This is a genomic window from Sphingobium lactosutens, assembly GCF_013393185.1.
In the GTDB taxonomy this organism is placed as follows: domain Bacteria; phylum Pseudomonadota; class Alphaproteobacteria; order Sphingomonadales; family Sphingomonadaceae; genus Sphingobium; species Sphingobium lactosutens_A.
In genome coordinates this window covers 1-18,097 of the sequence record NZ_QJQX01000083.1, presented here as the reverse complement: position 1 = coordinate 18,097, position 18,097 = coordinate 1, and the positions used below count along the sequence as shown (strand labels likewise).

Below are 18,097 nucleotides of genomic sequence, written 5' to 3'. Positions count from 1 at the left end.
CCATATGGATTGTTTTGTCCCGTGCGTCACGCGCCCATCTGCTGCGCGACGGCACGGCGCATCGGCCCTCGCCCAAACCAGCAGAACAGCGCCCCCAGCAGGGTTGTGATGCCGGCGAACAAGGCCATGGAATGGCCCAGCATCGCTTCATCCTGGAACAGGCCGTCGGTGAAGGCGGCGATGACGATCGGACCCAATATCGTGCCGAGCAGACTGAGGACGATCATATAGACCGCCGTCGCCTTGCCGCGCAGACGACCGGGCGTTGCGATCTGGAGCGCGGCAGGACCGATGCTGGCGAAGGCCATCACCAGAAAATAAGCGATATTGTAGCAGATGATGGTGCCGACGGCATTGTCGACCAGATAGGCGGCCACGCCGAAGGGGCAGGCAAGCAGGCACATGGCGCCGAAATAGATGAGGTGCGCGTCGTGGCGACCCCGGCCGAACAGGCGGTCCACCGCCCATCCGTGGAACCACAGGCCCATCAGGGAAGACAATACCTGCGTCAGCCCCAGCCAGAAGCCGATCTGCGCGAGCGGCATGCCGTAGTGGCGGGTCAAAAAGGCCGAATTCCAGCTTTGCAGGCCGACCGCGAAACCCATGATCATTGCAAAGGCCAGATTGTGCATCAGGTAGAAGCCGGGATGGCGGCGGAACTGCTGCCCCAATTCCCCGAAGGTGGCATTGTCCGCGACAGGCGTCGCTGGCTTCTGCCGTGGCGCCTCGGGGAAGGTCCAGACGAGGAAGGCGAGGATGAGGCCGGGCAGGCCGGTGATGACGAAGGCGGCCTGCCAGCCTGCCAGCGTACCGACGACGGGCAAGGTGACGCCGCCCGCGCTGCTTACCAGCGCAATCACCGCGCCGCCCAGCATGAAGGATGTTCCGCTGCCCAGATTGCCGCCCAATGTGAAGATCGACATGGGCAGAGTGAGCTTGGCGGGGGGGAAGAAGTCGCTCATCAGGCTGTAGGCGGACGGGTTGATCGTCGCTTCCGCGCCGCCGACCACTGCGCGCGCCCCTAGCAGCTGGCCGAAAGTGCGGCTGACCCCTGATCCCATCGCCGCCAGGCTCCACATCAATACGCCCGCGAACAGAATGGCGCGGCGGCTGACCCGATCCACCAGCCAGCCGATCGGCAGGCTCATCACCATGAAAGCCAGCCCGAAAGCGAGGCCTGGAATCAGGCTTACCTGCGAATCGGTGAGTTGGAGATCGGCCTTGATCAAAGGGAGCAGCAGCGCCGCCACCTGGCGGTCCAATGTCCCGAACCAGTAAAGTGCGGTCAGGACAGCGACGGCGCGCCAGCTTGTGCGAGGTGAAGGATATGTCTGCGCCTGAAAAATCTGGCCGCCCGCGTTCATTTTCATCCTCACCTCGCCCGTCCCCCGCACATGGAGGGTCATTCTGTAACGGGATCATGATAAGCTCTTCTCTGGCCAAGTCAAATTATCGCACGCGTTATATCGTTTGAATTTGCATCGTCGGGATATGGGGTCTTGAGAGGGCAGACGGCTTTCTATTTTGCGCAACACGGCATCGATATCTCGAAGCCGATGATCAAGTCTGGGGTTGGGGGAAATGCTGTTCGGGAACGTTGGCGTTAAGGGCGGCTGCTTGCCGACAGCCTTATCCAAATTGCTTTATGATGGCTGTTGCGTTCGGGGGAGATCGTCGGCCGAGAGGTGCGCATTTCGGAAAATGATTCGGGTGAAGAGTCTTTAAAAATATCTCACGCATTATAATCTCAAATCCCACTTGCCGGAACGATCGATAAAGCGTAAGAAAATGACACGGGTTATCGAATGTAAAAATCGTGCCCACCATTTTGGGGAGGATCGAATGGTAAGGATCAATCGCGCTCAGTCCATGTGTGCCGTATCGCTGATGGCGCTGGTCCTGTGGCAGCCGATGACGGCGGCCGCACAGGATGCACAGGAAGGCCCGGCGCAGGGCGCAAGCGAACAGCCTTCGTCACAGGACATCGTGGTCACGGGCACGCGCCTTCAGAACGCCGGATTCGATGCGCCGACTCCGGTCAGTGTCGTCACCGCCCAGCAGATTGAACGTGCAGCTCCGGCGACCATTTCGGATTTCGTCAACCAGATGCCCGCGCTTTCGGGCAGCAACACGCCGCGCACGAACAAGGCGCTGATCGGCAACGGTTTGGCTGGCGCGAACCTGCTGAACCTGCGCAATCTGGGCGTTTCGCGCACGCTGGTGCTGATGAATGGCAAGCGGGTAACGCCGACGACGCTGACGGGCGCCGTGGACGTCAATACCCTGCCCAATGCGCTGGTCAAGCGAGTCGATATCGTCACCGGCGGCGCGTCGGCCGCCTGGGGTTCGGATGCTGTCGCTGGTGTGGTCAACTTCGTCCTCGACACCAAATATGAAGGGCTGAAGGGCAATTTTCAGTCCGGTATCTCGACCGAGGGCGACGCCAGCAACCTGACGGGGGCGCTAAGCTATGGCACGGCCTTTGCGGACGGCAAGGGTCATTTCATCGTCAGCGGTCAATATACCCGCAACGGTTCGGCCACTTATGGCAGCCGCAAATGGTTCAAGGCCTACAAGACCGTCAACAACCCGCTGGCAGGCCAGCCCGGCCAGACGACCTTTCTCGCCGCACCCTGGTCTGCCCAATTCCTCAATGAGACCGGTCTGGTGCCCAGCGGCCCGCTGGCGGGCTATTATTTCGACGCCGCCGGCAATCTGGCCGGCACCAATTTCCCGTTGACGGGCGTTGCAGGCGGCGGAACCTATTATTTCGGTGACAAGGCGGTATTCGACCGTCTGTATGATCAGGCTCCGTTGACCCAATCGAGTATTCCCACGACTCAGAAGTCGATCTATGCGCGTACATCCTATGATCTGACCGACGACATCAGCTTCTATGCCGAAGGGTCGTTCGCGACATCGAAGGCGCATACCCGCGGCGCCAATTATGGCCGTAGCGGCGCTTCCTTCACGCCGATCCTGATCGACAATTTCTATCTGCCTACCCAGGTACGTGACGCAATGGCCGCCGCTGGCCTGGGGACTGCCGCCAACCCGCTCCGCCTCAACATTCAGAACACGAAGATGGGCGTGATCGGCGTCGGCAACAGCCGCAAAAACTATCGCGGGCTGATTGGCGTCGACGGCAGCTTCGGCAATGATTGGAAATGGGGCCTTTCCTACCAATATGGCCGGGTGGATTCGAAGATCCGCGCAACCGGCATGCCGCGCCCGGACCAGTATAATCTGGCGACCGATGCGGTCGCCAATCCAGCCAATCCATCGCAACCGATCTGCCGTTCGACGTTGACCGATCCGACTAATGGCTGCGTGCCGATGAATCCGTTCGGATCGGCGGCGCTGAGCCAGGCCGTACTCAACAATGTGATCGGCGTCTCATCGCAGGACATCCGCTATGAGCAGCAGGTGGCTACAGCCAATATCGCCGGTGATCTGTTCCAATTGCCGGCCGGCCCGGTCAGCTTCGCGGCAGGCGCGGAATATCGTGAGGAAAAGGCGCATGCGACGGCCGATCCGATTTCCCAGCGCACGGGTTTTTGGGCCGGCAACTTCAAGGCGTTCGATGGCAAGATCAACGTCAAGGAACTCTATGGCGAACTGGGCATACCTGTGCTTAAGGACAGCGCCATCGGCCGTTCGCTCGACCTTAACGTCGCTGGTCGTCTGACCGACTATAGCGTCAGCGGATCGGTCAAGACCTGGAAGGCCGGTTTCCGTTATGAGCCGATCGACGGGGTAGAACTCCGCGTAACGCGCTCTCGCGACATTCGGGCGCCCAATCTCCAGGAACTGTTCCAGACCGGCGCTGTGACCAATACGCTGGTGAACGACACATCGAATGGCAATACGCCCGTTCGCGCTTTTGCCACGGTCAGCGGCAATCCGGGCCTGACGCCTGAAAATGCCGATACGCTGACGGGCGGCATTGTGCTGCGCCCGTCCTTCCTGCCTGGTTTCCGTGCGTCGGTCGACTATTATGACATCAAGATCAAGGAAGCGATCGCCACTAATTCAGCGCAGTTCATCGTCGATCGCTGTGCGGCTGGCGACCTGCAATTCTGCACGGCGATCACCCGCAACAGCGCCAATACGATCACCGGCATCCGCCTCCAGCCCTTCAATGCGTTGCAGGAACGCGCGCGCGGCATCGATATAGAGGTGTCCTACACGCTGCCCGTTGCCGACGGGACGCTGGACCTGCGCGTACTGGCCAACTATGTCGATAAGCTCGACATCGTGCTGCCCACCTCGGTCATCACGCGGGCGGGCGAGGTCAGCAACAATGTCGGCGCGGCGGAAGGCGTGCCGCACTGGCGCGGGACGGCGACGGCGACCTATGACAGCAGCGCCTTCACCGCGCAGCTGCGTGGACGCCTGATCGGTTCAGCGGTCTTCGACGATAATTGGGGGCCGACCGTCATCGACAAGCGCACGGTTCCCACGATCGTCTATCTCGACGCCTACGTTGGTATCAAGACCAGTTCGCTCGCGCCCAAGAGCGAGTTTTTCCTGGCGGTCGACAATCTGATGAACACCGATCCGCCGATCGTGACGCAGCTTGATGCGGCCAATACCCAGGCTTCGGGCACCAATCCCTTCCTCTATGACGTGATTGGCACGACGATCCGGGCGGGCTTCCGCTTCGAATTCTGAACTTTCAGGCAGGCGGCCGGGATAGGCCGCCTGCCAAAATCTTCCTCTCTCCCTGCCTTCCGCTCCATGGGCGGCGGGCTTTTTTTGGGGGGCAGAGCTTTGTTCAGGGCCGGATCGGTAGGTCATCGACCGCTGGCGGCCCATCCGGCACCTGCACGGCGATGATGCCGTTCCCGATACGCACAGGAAATGTTCGGACCGGCAGATAGCCGCTGCCGGTCGATCGACAGGCGCCGGTCGAAAGGTCGAATTGCGCGCCGTGCAGCGGGCAGATGATGGTATCGCGACGGATCCTGCCATTCTCAAGCGGCGCCGCAGCGTGGCTGCACCGATTGAGCAGGGCGCGGACGCCAATGGCGGAGCGGACCACGATGATTGGCCAGTCACGCACGGTAAAGGCGCGGATCCGATCCAGCCCCAGCGCATCTTCCTGGATCAGCGGCACGAAGCCGTCGGCATCCCCATCCGTTCCGTCCACGATTACGGCCATCGAAACAGGGGGCGCCTCATCCGGCGTCGCTGACCTCCGGCGGGCTGAGCACGGGCTTGGGAAATTCCGGCAATTCGCCCGTGCGGGCGATCTCCTCCAGCATTTGGTTCGCCTTCGCCTGTGTGTCGCCTCGGGTGACACCCGACGCCAGCGACAGCATGGCCGTGATCAGATGCCGCAAATAGGCCTCATCCGCGATCCGCCCGCAGGCCCAATCATTGATCGCCGCATATTCGATATTGGCGAAGCTGCCGCCCACTTCCTCCAGCCTTACCCAAGGCTGCAATTCCCCGTCCGCAGCGACGCGATCCAGCCACTGGCGCAGATTGAGGAAAACCATGTCGCGCAAGGCGTTCCATACATCCTTGCTGGTGTTGGGCGAAAAATAGATGGACGTGACCGCCTGCGTATAGTTGCGCGCCTTCAGGTTGCGCCGGTTGACCGAAATCAGGCGGTCCACAATGCCCTCTATCGTGTCCGCCGATGTGCGATAGCGGATATAGCTGTTCACGCCCTCATAGGTTTCGCGGATGGCCAGCGCGATCAGCCGGTCCTTGCTGTGAAAAGCATTATAAAGCGTGCGCTGCGCGACATCGGCGCGGCGGCAGAGGGTTCGGATGCTGAACTTGTCGATCCCGTCCTCGACGATCATCTTGCGCGTTTCATGCAGAATGCGCTGACGCCGTTCATGGATCATGCTGCTCGAATAGACGAGCTGCTTTTCCGGATGGGGTGCTAATATCTCTTCGTTCAACGTCCTGGCCTGTCTCATTCATAACCATATGCATGCGCGCGCTACAATGCCAATACTACCTTGCCGAACTGATTGCCATTTTCCAGATATTCGTGCGCGTCCTGCACATTTTCCAGGGGGAAGACACGGTTGATCGGCGGGCATAGCTGGCCCGATGCGACCCAGGGCCAGACAGTCTCCTCGATCGCCCGGGTCAGGCGCGCCTTCTCGTCGGCGGGCCGCGCGCGCAGCGTCGACCCGGTGATGGTCAGCCGCTTGAATAGCAGGGGCATCAGGTCCAACGCTACCTTGCCGCCATCCAGCAGCGCGATCTGCGCCAGTCGGCCATCGGGCTTGAGCGCGGCGATATTGCCTTCGAAATAAGCGCCGCCGGCAATGTCCAGCACCACGTCGGCACCCCCGGCGTCCGTCACGATGGCGACGAAATCCTGTTCGCGCACGTCGATGGCGATGTCCGCGCCGACCTGCTTCGCCTTTTCGGCCTTCTCCCGCCCCCTGCAGGTGGCGATGACGCGCGCGCCCGCCGCTTTTGCCATCTGGATCGCGGTGACGCCGATGCCACTGTTGCCGCCATGGATCAGCGCGGTTTCGCCCGCGATCAGCCGGCCCCGTTCGAACAGGTTGGCCCAGACGGTGAAGACGGTTTCCGGCAATCCGGCTGCCTGTTCGAAACCGATGCTGTCGGGAATAGGCAAGGCGTGGCGCGCATCGACCACCGCATAGCCCGCATAGCCGCCCCCAGGCAGCAGCGCCGTCACCCGGTCGCCGACCGACCAGCGCCTGGCGCCTTCGCCCAGCGCGGCGACCTCGCCCGCGACTTCCAGCCCGATGATCGGGGACGCGCCCGGCGGCGGCGGATAATTGCCCTCCCGCTGCGAGATGTCGGGCCGGTTGACCCCGGCGGCCACGACGCGGATCAATATCTCCCCGGCAGCGGGGATCGGACGGGCAAGCTGCTCCACGAAAAGCGCGCTGGCCGGGCCAGTGCCGCCGCGGACGCCGATTGCACGCATGAGGTCGGTCATGAAAGCTCCATTCGATGATTTTCGGCGATCATAATATCACGCGTGTTCCTCTGCAATTGCATATGTTCCAAATATATTACGCGATATAGTTTGTTGACGCTGGCAGGCGGGTCGCCTATTCCAGATGCGGAAATTGCGCCGTTGGGCGCAGCAGGATGGAGTGGATGCAATGGACCTTGGTCTGAAGGGCAAAAAAGTGATCCTGACCGGCGGCAGCCGGGGGCTGGGGCGGGCTGCGCTGGAATTGTTCGCGCAGGAAGGCTGCGATGTCGCTTTCTTCTCCCGCGATGCCGGGCAGGTGGCCGAAACGGTGGCGGTGCTGGAACAGCATGGCGGCAAGGTGTTTGGCGAGGCCTTCACCCTGGACGATATCGAAGCCTATAAGGGCTGGCTGGACAAGGCGGCGCAGCAGTTGGGCGGGGTCGACATCTTCGTCCATAATGTCAGCGCATCGGGCGCTGGGGCAGGGGGCGACTGGAACGTCACGCTACAGCTGGATATCATGGGCGCCGTGGCCGGGTTCGAGGCGTTGGAACCCTATCTGGAGAAGTCCGCCGATGCGTCGGTCGTGCTGATGTCATCCACCGCTGCGCTGGAAACCTTCCTGTCGGCCAATGCCTTCAACGCGCTGAAGGCCGCGCTCATCACCTATGCCAAACAGCAGTCGCAGGCGCTGGGGCCGAAGGGCATTCGCGTCAACACCGTGTCGCCTGGGCCGATTTCCTTCCCCGGCGGTAACTGGGAAAAGATCAAGGCGGCCCGTCCCGAGCTTTATGATGCGACGGCGGCAAAGATGGTCGCTGGTCGCTTCGGCACGGCGGAGGAAGTGGCGCGCAGCATCGTGTTTCTGGCCAGCCCGGCCTCGTCGCACACGACCGGTGCCAATCTGGTGGTGGATGGCGGCTACACCAAGCGCGTCCAGTTCTGACCGTCCTGTTTTGAACGCATGACAAGGCGCCCCGCTTCATCGTGGGGCGCCTTTTTCGTTGGCGCGGCGGGTCAGCGGCCGCGCTGGATCACTTCGCCCGCATGCCAGCCTAGCGCCATGGCCGGACCGTTGGTGTTGCCGGAAATGAGGCCGGGCATGGAAGAGCAATCGACCACCCGAACCCCCTCGACACCGCGAACCCGCAACTCTGCGTCCAGCACGGCATCGGGCGAGTCACCCATTGCGCAGGTGCCGACCGCATGGGTGCCGCAGCGGCCGTACAGCCGAAGCGCCTTCTCGATCTCGGCGTCCGTTTCGTAGGCGCGGCCGGGCAGCAATTCGTCCCCGACATAGGGCGCGATGGCCCCCTGTTGCAGGATGCGGCGCATATAGCGGATGGACGCGATGCCGGTCTTTACATCCTCCGGCGTGGTCAGCCAGTTGGGGCGGATGACTGGCGGGGCGGCGGGATCGGCGCTGCTGATTTCGACCGATCCCTGCGACGTCAGGCCCACTAGCTGACCGTAGAGCGTCATCCCCGGCTCGTCCTCGACCGCCGCAAGCTGGACCGGCGCATTGGCGTTCGTCACCCGCTTGAAGGTGAAGGCGCTCCAGAATAGCTGAAGGTCCGGGCGCGGCGCGTCGGCATGGCTGCGCACGAAGGCGCCGATCTCATAGGGACCGGTCGCCATCGGTCCCTTATGCGTCAGATAATAGCGCAGCACGTTGCCGACCAGCCGCAGTCCCCTGAATTCGCGATTGTTGCCCGGGACGCCACGCAGGCGGTGGGGCAGCGAAATGCCCAGATGCTCAAGCAGGCGATGGCCGACCGCCGGGCTGTCGGCGATCACGTCGATGCCCAGCGAAGCCAGCCGTCCGCCCGCGCCCACGCCTGATCGTTGCAGGATCAGCGGGGACACGACGGCGCCCGCGGACAGGATCACCTCGCCCGTCGCGGCGAAGAATGTCGGACGGCCATTGACCTGTGCCTCCACCCCGATCGCCCGTTTTCCGTCGAAGCGGATGCGGTCGACCTGCGCGCCCGTCACGACCCTGACGTTGGGGCGTCGGCTGGCGGGTTTCAGGAACACCAGCGCCGCGCTCTGCCGTCGGCCATTCCTGATATTGTGGGAATAATAGCCGATGCCTTCCAGATCCTCGCCGTTCAGATCTTCCTTGCGGGCAAGGCCCATCTGTTCGCCCGCGCGGATCATCGCTTCGGCTAGTGGATAGCGATAGGCGCCGCTGCTGATGTGCAGCGGGCCGCCCACGCCCCGGCCGTCGCCCGCGCCCAACTCATGATCCTCGATCGCCTGAAAGGCGCGTTTCATCGTGTCCCAGCCCCAGCCGGTGGCGCCGCGCCGCGCCCATGTCTCATAATCCTCCGGCTGGCCGCGCACATAGATCATGCCGTTGATGGAGGAGGAGCCGCCCAGTCCCTTGCCGCGCACCCAGCTTTCGGTCGAGGGGACATCGGGCAGGCGGCGCTGATCCACCTGATAATGCCAAGCGTAGCGGGGTTTGGCGGCGACCTTGCCGATCCCCTTGGGCATGTGGATCAACGGGCTGTCGTCATTGCCGCCCGCCTCCAGCACCAGCACGCTGTGACAACCGTTGGCGGACAGCCGTTCGGCCAGCACGCAGCCGGAGGAGCCCGCGCCCACGATGATATAGTCCCAGCTTTCCGTCACCGCATTTCTCTCCCGATCCTCAATTGCATAAAAAAGTATAACACGATATTCTTTTGTGCAACCGTATTTCGAGGCTCTGGTAGGAAGGAGAAGGAAGGTATGCGGATATTGTCTCTGGCCGCTGGCGTGCTGCCGGATCAATCACCTGAAGAGGTGGTGGAGGCTGGCGCGGCGGCTGGCTTTGCGGCTGTTGGGCTGCGCATCGATGGACAGGACTGGACGGGCGAGCGGATCGGGGCATTGAAGGCGCGGATCGCCGAACTGGATCTCATCCTGTTGGATGCGGAGGTGCTGTGGATTCGGCCGGGTGAACCCGATCCCGCGTTGCTTGATCTGGTCGATGTCGCTGCGGCGCTAGGCGCGTGCAATTTACTAGCGGTAAGTTCCGATCCGGATCGTCAGGCCACGGCTGAAAAGTTTGGGGCCTTATGCGATCGCGCTGCACCGGCCGGGGTGCCGGTGGCGCTTGAATTTGGCCTTTTTACCGCAGTGCATCGCCTAGCCGATGCACAGGCGGTCGTGGGCGTGGCCAACCGGCCCAACGGTCATGTGCTGGTCGATCCTCTGCACCTGTCGCGATCGGGCGGGACCGCTTCGGATGCGGCGGCCATACCGGGGACGCTGCTGCGCTATGCCCAGTTTTGCGATGCCGGCCCGGATGTGCCCGACCCGACCGACATCGCCGCGATCAGGGCGGAGGCGCTGGACGGTCGGCTGTTGCCGGGCGAGGGTGTTTTGCCGCTCGATGCCTTGCTGCGCGGCTGGCCCGCGGACCTGCCGCTCAGTATCGAATTGCGGTCGAAGACGCTGCGTGAGGCCTTTCCCGACCCGACGGAGCGCGCCCGGCATCTGCGGGAACGGACGGAGGCGTGGTTCGCCCGGCGTTCAGGCCGGGACGGCTGAATCGAGCGCCTGCATCTGATCGGCGGTCAGGCCGACCCGCGTACCCGCGATCAGGGCCTCCATCTGGTCCGCGCTCGTCGCGCTGGCGATGGGAGCCAATATGCCCGGCTTGCCGCGTACCCAGGCCATGGCGATATCGGGCAGGCTGAGGCCGGTTTCGGCGGCGATGGCGTCCATGATCTGGAGGATCGCGGGGCCGTCGCCCTCCATATAGGGGCGCAGCCACATCTCGCGCGGCGTGCCCATGATGTCGGCGGCCGTGCGGTATTTCCCCGTCAGATAGCCGCCGCCAAGGCCGTAAAAGGGCACCACCGCCAGCCCCTCCGCCAGCGCCAGCTGTTCCAGCGGCCCTTCATAGCTGTCGCGCACGGCGAGATTATATTTGGGCTGGATCATCTGGAACCGGTGGAACCCGTTCGCATCGGCGATCTGCAATGCTTCGGCCAGCCGTTCCGCGGTGAAATTCGACGCGCCGAGCATGCGGACCTTGCCCTGCTGTACCAGCGCGTCGAAGGCGGCGAGCGAATCCTCCAGCGGCGTGGCCGGGTCGTCGATATGGGCGAAGTAGATGTCGATGACGTCGGTCTGCAGGCGCCGCAGGGATTCGTCGCAGGCTTCGACTATGCGCGCCGGGGTCAGGCCGTTGCCCGCTGCCCCTTTCAGCAGGCCTACTTTGGTGGCGATCGTCATGGCGTTGCGCCGGCCCGTCGCCGTCAGCCACTCGCCGATCATGCGTTCCGATTCGCCGCCGCTGTTGCCGGGCGCCCAGGCGGCATAATAGTCCGCCGTGTCGATCAACGTGCCGCCCGCATCCGCGAACCGATCCAGCACGGCGAAGCTGGCGGCGCGGCCGGCGGTCCAGCCGAAGACATTGCCGCCCAGCATCAGGGGCAAGGCTGGCCGTTGGCCGGGGGTCCATGCGGGATTGCCGGTCATGACTGATGATCCTCCATCAATATATAACGAGTATTATTTTTATGCCTTGAAGCATGAATCGCTCTGGCGCGCCATCCCCTTTGTCGATAAGGTGAAATGAAGACGCGTTGCGTAATTGTGATGAGAGGATGGTCTTGACTGACATGGCGAGCGATTTGGTCCGGCCGCGCTTCACATCCCTTGCGGACATGATAGAGGCACAGGCATCGCGTCACGGGACCAAGGCCGCGCTGCGGTTTCGCGGACGGGAAACAGGCTATGCCGATCTGGCGCGCCATGCCCGGGACGTTGCGGGCGCGCTGAAAACTTCGGAGTGCGCGGCGGGCGATCGCATCGCCTATTTCGGCAAGAACAGCGATGTTTATTATGAACTGCTGCTCGGCGCGGCGTGGGCGGGCGTAACGCTGGTCCCGGTCAACTGGCGGCTCGCCGCCCAGGAAGCCGCCTGGCTATTGGAAGATGCCGACTGCCGCATCATCTTCGTCACGCCGGACCATGCGCAGGATATAACGCAACTGGCGCAAAGCTTGCCGCTCCGTCCGCCGGTCGTGATCGTGGATGGCGACGATCCGGCCACCGCTTATGCGGACTGGCGGGCGTCCGGCGGCGGGATTGCGGTGGAGCAGGCGCGCGATCCCGAAGCGATCGCGGTTCAGATATACACGTCGGGCACGACGGGTCGCCCCAAGGGCGCGTTGCTCAGCCAGCGCGCCCTGCTGGTCTTTCGGTCCCTGCCCGAAGCAGCGCAGCCCGAATGGAACCGCTGGACGCAGGACGATGTCAGCCTGATCGTCATGCCGCAATTCCATATCGGGGGCACGGGCTTTGGCCTTCAGACGCTATGCGCGGGCGCGACCGGGCTGGTGGCGGAGGAATTCAGCGCTGATCTGGTGCTCGACGCCATCGAGCATCAGGGCCTCAGCAAGCTGTTCACCGTGCCCTCCGCCCTGCAACTCGTCATGCGGCATCCGCGTGTGCGGCAGGTGGACTACGGCCGTATCCGTACCATCGTCTACGGCGCTTCGCCCATGCCGCTCGATGTCCTGCGCGAGGCGATGGACATATTCCGCTGCGGTTTCGTGCAGCAATATGGCATGACCGAAATGTGCGGCACCATATCGGTCCTGCCGCCGGAAGATCATGAGGTGAATGGCAATTCCCGGATGACCTCGGCCGGGCGGGCGCTGGACGGGGTGGAGATCGCCATCGTCGATCCCGACGGGCGTCGCCTTGGCCGTGGGGAGAGCGGCGAGGTGGTGATCCGATCGCCGACCGCCATGACCGGCTATTGGAACTTGCCCGAAGCCACGGCGGAAGCCTTTGACGCGCAGGGTTATTTTCGGTCGGGCGATGCGGGCTATCTTGACGAAGACGGCTATCTCCATTTGCGCGACCGGATCAAGGACATGATCGTGAGCGGGGGCGAGAATGTCTTTCCTGTCGAGGTGGAGAATGCGATCCGCGATCATGCCGACGTCGCCGACGTCGCGGTGATCGGCGTACCCGATCCGCTTTGGGGAGAGGCCGTGAAGGCGGTTGTGGTTCTCACCGATGGCGCAATCGCCGATGGGGAGGCGATCCGCGCCTGGGCGCGGCGCACCATCGCAGGCTACAAGGTGCCCAAGACGGTCGACTTCATCGATGCGCTGCCGCGCAATGCATCGGGCAAAGTGCTGAAACGGGAATTGCGCGCGCCCTATTGGACGGGGCATGACCGGTCCGTGGCATGAAAGGAAAGCAGACATGGCCCAGAGTTTGATCGGCAAGACCGGCCTTATCATCGGCGCAGGCACGCGCGACAATATGGCGCAGGTCATTGCCCGCCGTCTGGCCGATGAGGGCGCGCGCATGATCGTGGTGGGCCGCGACGCGGCGGAACTGGAACGGTTCGCGCAGGAGGTCGGCGGGGTCGCCGCGAGCTGCGACATCACCAGTCAGCCATCGCTGGCGGCGCTGGCAGAGACGGTGCGAGCGCAGGCGGATGGGCTGGATATCGTCGTCAACGCGACGGGCTGGGGGTTGCTCAAGCCGTTCGCGCTTACCACCGATGCCGAATTGCGGCGGATGACGGATCTTCAGTTCATCGGCCCGTTTCAGTTCTTTCAGGCTATGCTGCCGCTGATGCGGCGGGGCAGTTCGCTTATTCAGATCAGCTCCGCCACGGCTACCATCATGCTGGACAATCACACGGCCTATATGGGGACCAAGGCGGGCATCGATCATGTCGTGCGCTGCATTGCCAATGAATATGGCGCGCAGGGTATCCGCGCCAATTCGATCTCGCCGGGCATTACCGCCACGCCGATGGGCGCGGGAGCGAAGCTGGTGCCGGGGGTCTGGGAAACCTATGAAAAACACTATCCGCTGGGCCGCGCGGGTACGGCGGACGACATCGCCGACGCCGTCGCCTGGCTGGCGAGCGATGGCTGTTTCATGAGCGGGCAGAATCTTCAGGTGAATGGCGGACTGACCCTGCGCGGCAATCCCACCAGCGCGGAGGTCGATGCCGCCGTCATCGCCGCCACCGGCAAGCCGCGTCCGCGGCCTTGGGAAAAGCAGGAGGGCTGAAGGCGTGGCGACTTACGAAACCGACGAACCTATACTTTACGAACGGCGCGATGCGACGGCGTGGATCATGCTCAACCGGCCTGACTTCGCCAATTCGCAGAATGGGCAGATGCTCTACGCCCTCGATGCCGCCTTTGCGCGGGCCGTCGACGACCCGCAGGTGCGCGCGATCGTCCTGACCGGCAAAGGCAAGCATTTTTCCTCCGGCCATGATATCGGCACGCCGGGCCGCGACGCGGATTTGCCAGCGGCGGCGCGTCATTCGCTATGGGGCGATCATAGCGAACTGGATGGCGCCGCATCGACCTATGTGCGCGAACAGGAACTCTATCTCGGGCTTTGCCGCCGCTGGCGCGACATTCCCAAGCCGACGATCGCCGCCGTTCATGGCGCCTGCATCGCCGGAGGGCTGATGCTGGCCTGGGTGTGCGACCTTATCATCGCGTCGCGCGACGCCTTCTTTTCCGACCCTGTGCTGCGCATGGGGATACCCGGCGTCGAATATTTCGCCCACGCATTTGAAATGCACCCGCGCGCCGCGCGCGAATTTCTGTTTCTGGGCGACCGCATGCCTGCCGAGCGGGCCTATGCATTGGGCATGGTGAACCGCGTGGTCGAACGCGACGCGCTGGAGGCGGAGGCGGGCGCCATCGCCGAACGGTTGGCTGCCCTTCCCGCCTTCGGACTGACGCTCGCCAAGCAGGCGCTGAATCAGGCGGAGGATGCGATGGGCAAGCGTGTGGCCACCGACGCGGCGTTCAACCTCCACCACCTCGCTCACGCCCATGCCCGGATGACGACGGGCAGCGCGATCGGCGGACAGGACGCGCGATCGATGGCGGCCGGGGGGAAAGAGCATCCCTTGCCAAATGAACGCTCAACCGAGGCAAAAGGATAGACATGGATATCAAGGGTGCAGCCGCGATTGTAACCGGCGCTTCATCGGGTCTTGGCAGGGCCACGGCGGCATGGCTGGCGGGGCAGGGGGCGAAGGTCGCGATCTTCGACCTGAATGAAGAGGCCGGACGCGCCACCGCCGCTGAGTTGGGCGGCATGTATGTCAATGTGAATGTGGCGGACGACGCTAGCGTCGCGGCAGGGTTGGATGCTGCCGAGGCGGCGCATGGCGTGGCGCGCATCCTGGTGAACTGCGCGGGCATTGCGCCTGCGGTGAAGACGGTGGGCAAAGCAAATATACCGCATTCGCTGGATGTCTTCGCCAAAACGGTGACGGTCAACCTGATCGGCAGCTTCAACATGATCGCCAAATTCTCGTCCCGCCTAGCCGCGGCCGAAGAGGTCGACGGGGAGCGCGGCGTCATCATCAACACGGCATCGGTCGCGGCCTATGACGGGCAAATCGGACAAGCGGCCTATGCGGCGTCCAAGGGCGGCGTGGTCGGCATGACCCTGCCGATTGCCCGCGATCTGGCCCAGCACAAGATCCGCGTGATGACGATCGCGCCGGGCATCTTCCTGACTCCCATGCTGGCGGCCTTCCCCCAGAATGTACAGGATGCGCTCGGCGCGCAGGTGCCCCATCCCAGCCGCCTTGGCCGCCCGGAGGAATATGCCCAGCTGGTCGAATCCATCATCCGCAATCCGATGCTGAATGGTGAAGTGATCCGTTTGGATGGCGCCATCCGCATGGCGCCGCGCTGATGGACGGCTTCGACCATGGGCTGGAGGTGCAACTCGACCGGGAATTGCGGTCGATGGTCGCTGCCGGTGTCAACAAGGAAAGTGAAGAGGGACTGAGCGCGCTGCTCGCCAGGCGTCCCGCCAATTTCAGGAGCACATGACCATGGCAGAGGCCTATATCGTGGAAGCCGCGCGCACGGCGGGCGGCAAGCGCAAGGGTGCGTTCGCTGGCGTCCATCCCGCCGATCTCGGCGCGGCGGTGGTCAATGCGCTGATAGCCCGGTCGGGCGTGGATCCGGCTGCGATCGATGACCTGATCCTGGGCTGCGTAACGCAAGGCGGCGAACAATCCTTCGCCTTCGGTCGCAATGTCGTGCTGGCTTCGTCCCTGCCCGACTGCGTACCCGCCGTCACCATCGATCGGCAGTGCGGATCGTCGCAGCAGGCGTTGCATTTCGCCGCGCAGGCGGTGATGTCCGGCACGCAGGATTTGATCATCGCAGCGGGCGCGGAAAGTATGACGCGCGTGCCGATGGGATCGAACTACACGCTGCATGCGAAGGCTGGAATGGGCGAGGGGCCATGGCCGCACAGCATTCAGCAGCGCTATGGCGTCAAGGAATTCAGCCAATTTCATGGCGCACAGGCGATAGCGGACAAATATGGTTTCACCCGCGAGGATATGGACGCCTATGCGCTGGAGAGCCATCGCAAGGCGGCGGCAGCGATTGCAGCGGGCGCTTTCGCGCGGGAGATCGTACCGTTCGCGACCGCCGACGGCAGCGTCGTGCAGGATGAAGGCGTGCGGCCTGATGGGACTATGGAGGGGCTGGCCGGGCTGAAGACGTTGATGGAAGGCGGGACGATCACGGCGGGCAATGCCAGCCAGATGACCGACGGTGCGTCGGGCGTGCTGGTTGCCAATGAGGCCGCACTGAAGCGTCACAATCTGACCCCGATCGCGCGGATCGTGAACCTGACCGTGACGGCAGGTGATCCGGTCATCATGCTGGAGGAACCGATCCCCGCTACCCGTCGCGCCTTTGAGCGGTCGGGGCTGAAGCTGGAAGATATCGACTTGTTCGAGGTGAATGAGGCGTTCGCCTCTATCCCTATGGCTTGGTTGAAGGCGACCGGTGCGGACCCGCAAAAGCTGAACATGTATGGCGGCGCGATCGCGCTGGGCCATCCGCTGGGCGCTACAGGCACGAAGCTGATGACGACGCTGGTTCATTCGCTGCGCGCGCAGGGCAAGCGCTATGGGCTTCAGACCATGTGCGAGGGCGGCGGCATCGCCAATGTCACGATCGTGGAAGCGCTTTAAGCGAAGCTTCGCGCCCGACCGATCCGATTAACTAAGAGAATGTGAGCATCCATGGCTGAGAATTACGATGTCATCGTTCTGGGCTCCGGCCCTGGCGGTTATGTGGCCGCGATCCGCGCAGCCCAACTGGGTCTGAAGACCGCGATCGTGGAGCGCGAGAATCTGGGCGGCATCTGCCTTAACTGGGGCTGCATCCCGACCAAGGCGCTGCTGCGGTCTGCGGAAATCTTCCACTATATGCAGCATGCGGGCGACTATGGCCTGGCCGCCGAGAAGATCAGCGCCGATATCGAGGCGGTGGTGAAGCGCTCGCGCGGCGTCGCCAAGCAGCTCAATCAGGGCGTCACGCACCTGATGAAGAAGAACAAGATCAGCGTCCACATGGGCGACGGCAAGCTGGTGGCGAAGGGCAAGCTCAGCGTCACCAAGGACGGCAAGACCGAGGAACTGACCGCCAAGCATATCATCATCGCGACCGGCGCCCGCGCTCGCGACCTGCCGAACCTGAAGGCGGATGGCAAGCGGGTGTGGACCTATCGCCATGCCATGACGCCGCCGGAAATGCCGACGAAGCTGCTGGTTGTCGGTTCGGGCGCGATCGGTATCGAATTCGCCAGCTTCTACAACGACATGGGCGCTGACGTGACCGTGGTCGAGATGATGGACCGCATCGTCCCGGTCGAGGATGCGGACGTTTCCGCCTTCCTCGAAAAGGCGGTGAAGAAGCAGGGCATGACCGTCATGACCGGTGCGAAGATCGAAAAGATCGCCGCGAGCGACAAGGGCGTGACCGCCACGATCAAGGGCAAGGACGGCAAGGACGTCACGGTCGAATATAGCCATGTGATCGTCGCCATCGGCATTGTCCCCAATGTCGAGAATCTGGGTCTGGAAGATGTCGGCATCGAGCCGGATCAGCGCTATCACATCAAGACCGACGCCTATGGCCGCACCAATGTCGACGGCATGTGGGCGATCGGCGATGTCACCGCGCCGCCATGGCTGGCGCACAAGGCGAGCCATGAGGGCGTGATCGTCGCCGAGACGATCGCGCAGGCGCTGGGCAACAAGGATGTGCATCCGCACGCCATGGATGTGCGCAACATTCCGGGCTGCACCTATTGCCATCCGCAGATCGCCAGCGTCGGCCTGACCGAAGCCAA

General features: G+C 63.3%; 16 protein-coding genes. 10 read left to right on the top strand and 6 right to left on the bottom strand.

Translation table 11 applies throughout. From position 1 onward, the window contains the following. Positions 1–26 precede the first annotated feature (26 nt). Positions 27–1,370: an MFS transporter gene (locus tag DM806_RS24440; RefSeq protein ID WP_179045754.1), complete on the bottom strand. Its 1,344-nt coding sequence runs from the start codon at positions 1,368–1,370 to the stop codon at positions 27–29. Between the two features lie 472 nt (positions 1,371–1,842). Here DM806_RS24440 and DM806_RS24435 point away from each other — a divergent pair, with 472 nt between their 5' ends. Next, on the top strand, positions 1,843–4,674 hold the full coding sequence (locus tag DM806_RS24435) for a TonB-dependent receptor plug domain-containing protein (RefSeq protein ID WP_179045753.1): 2,832 nt from the start codon (positions 1,843–1,845) through the stop codon (positions 4,672–4,674). Between the two features lie 103 nt (positions 4,675–4,777). On the opposite strand, the gene DM806_RS24430 is transcribed toward DM806_RS24435, so the two are convergent. The 3 genes from DM806_RS24430 to DM806_RS24420 are packed head-to-tail and all read right to left on the bottom strand — an operon-like array spanning position 4,778 to position 6,943. Then, positions 4,778–5,164: a Rieske (2Fe-2S) protein gene (locus DM806_RS24430; RefSeq protein ID WP_179045752.1), complete on the bottom strand. Its 387-nt coding sequence runs from the start codon at positions 5,162–5,164 to the stop codon at positions 4,778–4,780. A 16-nt stretch (positions 5,165–5,180) separates the two neighbouring features. Beyond that, positions 5,181–5,936, bottom strand: coding sequence for a TetR/AcrR family transcriptional regulator (locus DM806_RS24425; protein ID WP_179045751.1), 756 nt, complete (start codon positions 5,934–5,936; stop codon positions 5,181–5,183). Between the two features lie 23 nt (positions 5,937–5,959). Continuing rightward, complete coding sequence (locus DM806_RS24420; protein WP_179045750.1) at positions 5,960–6,943, bottom strand: NAD(P)H-quinone oxidoreductase; 984 nt, start codon at positions 6,941–6,943, stop codon at positions 5,960–5,962. Between the two features lie 169 nt (positions 6,944–7,112). Between DM806_RS24420 and DM806_RS24415 the strand changes: the two genes are divergently transcribed. Continuing rightward, the gene (locus tag DM806_RS24415) at positions 7,113–7,871 is read left to right on the top strand and encodes an SDR family NAD(P)-dependent oxidoreductase (protein ID WP_179045749.1); all 759 of its coding nucleotides are present in this window, start codon (positions 7,113–7,115) and stop codon (positions 7,869–7,871) included. Between the two features lie 71 nt (positions 7,872–7,942). On the opposite strand, the gene DM806_RS24410 is transcribed toward DM806_RS24415, so the two are convergent. Next, entirely contained in the window at positions 7,943–9,562 is a 1,620-nt protein-coding gene (locus tag DM806_RS24410) for a GMC family oxidoreductase (RefSeq protein ID WP_179045748.1), read from the bottom strand. Between the two features lie 99 nt (positions 9,563–9,661). On the opposite strand from DM806_RS24410, the gene DM806_RS24405 reads away from it, so the two are divergent. Then, positions 9,662–10,465 (top strand): sugar phosphate isomerase/epimerase family protein, encoded by an 804-nt coding sequence (locus DM806_RS24405; protein ID WP_179045747.1) that lies wholly within the window; start codon positions 9,662–9,664, stop codon positions 10,463–10,465. Here the strand turns inward: DM806_RS24405 and DM806_RS24400 are convergent. Continuing rightward, entirely contained in the window at positions 10,448–11,401 is a 954-nt protein-coding gene (locus DM806_RS24400; RefSeq protein WP_179045746.1) for an aldo/keto reductase, read from the bottom strand. The two genes, DM806_RS24405 and DM806_RS24400, sit on opposite strands and share 18 nt — an antisense overlap. 143 nt (positions 11,402–11,544) lie before the next feature. Between DM806_RS24400 and DM806_RS24395 the strand changes: the two genes are divergently transcribed. The 7 genes from DM806_RS24395 to lpdA all read left to right on the top strand — a co-directional run. After that, positions 11,545–13,131: a long-chain-fatty-acid--CoA ligase gene (locus DM806_RS24395; protein ID WP_179045745.1), complete on the top strand. Its 1,587-nt coding sequence runs from the start codon at positions 11,545–11,547 to the stop codon at positions 13,129–13,131. A gap of 13 nt (positions 13,132–13,144) precedes the next feature. Continuing rightward, on the top strand, positions 13,145–13,969 hold the full coding sequence (locus DM806_RS24390) for an SDR family oxidoreductase (RefSeq protein ID WP_179045744.1): 825 nt from the start codon (positions 13,145–13,147) through the stop codon (positions 13,967–13,969). A 4-nt stretch (positions 13,970–13,973) separates the two neighbouring features. Further along, positions 13,974–14,867, top strand: a complete 894-nt coding sequence (locus DM806_RS24385) for an enoyl-CoA hydratase (RefSeq protein WP_372859750.1) — start codon at positions 13,974–13,976, stop codon at positions 14,865–14,867. A 2-nt stretch (positions 14,868–14,869) separates the two neighbouring features. Further along, positions 14,870–15,631 (top strand): SDR family NAD(P)-dependent oxidoreductase, encoded by a 762-nt coding sequence (locus DM806_RS24380; protein WP_179045742.1) that lies wholly within the window; start codon positions 14,870–14,872, stop codon positions 15,629–15,631. After that, the gene (locus DM806_RS24375; protein WP_256869477.1) at positions 15,631–15,771 is read left to right on the top strand and encodes a hypothetical protein; all 141 of its coding nucleotides are present in this window, start codon (positions 15,631–15,633) and stop codon (positions 15,769–15,771) included. The genes DM806_RS24380 and DM806_RS24375 overlap by 1 nt, the downstream gene beginning before the upstream one ends. Positions 15,772–15,773: 2 nt before the next feature. Then, on the top strand, positions 15,774–16,934 hold the full coding sequence (locus DM806_RS24370) for an acetyl-CoA C-acetyltransferase (protein WP_179045741.1): 1,161 nt from the start codon (positions 15,774–15,776) through the stop codon (positions 16,932–16,934). Positions 16,935–16,985: 51 nt separating this feature from the next. After that, positions 16,986–18,097: dihydrolipoyl dehydrogenase (lpdA, locus tag DM806_RS24365; protein ID WP_179042389.1), on the top strand; the 1,112-nt coding region annotated here is incomplete at its 3' end.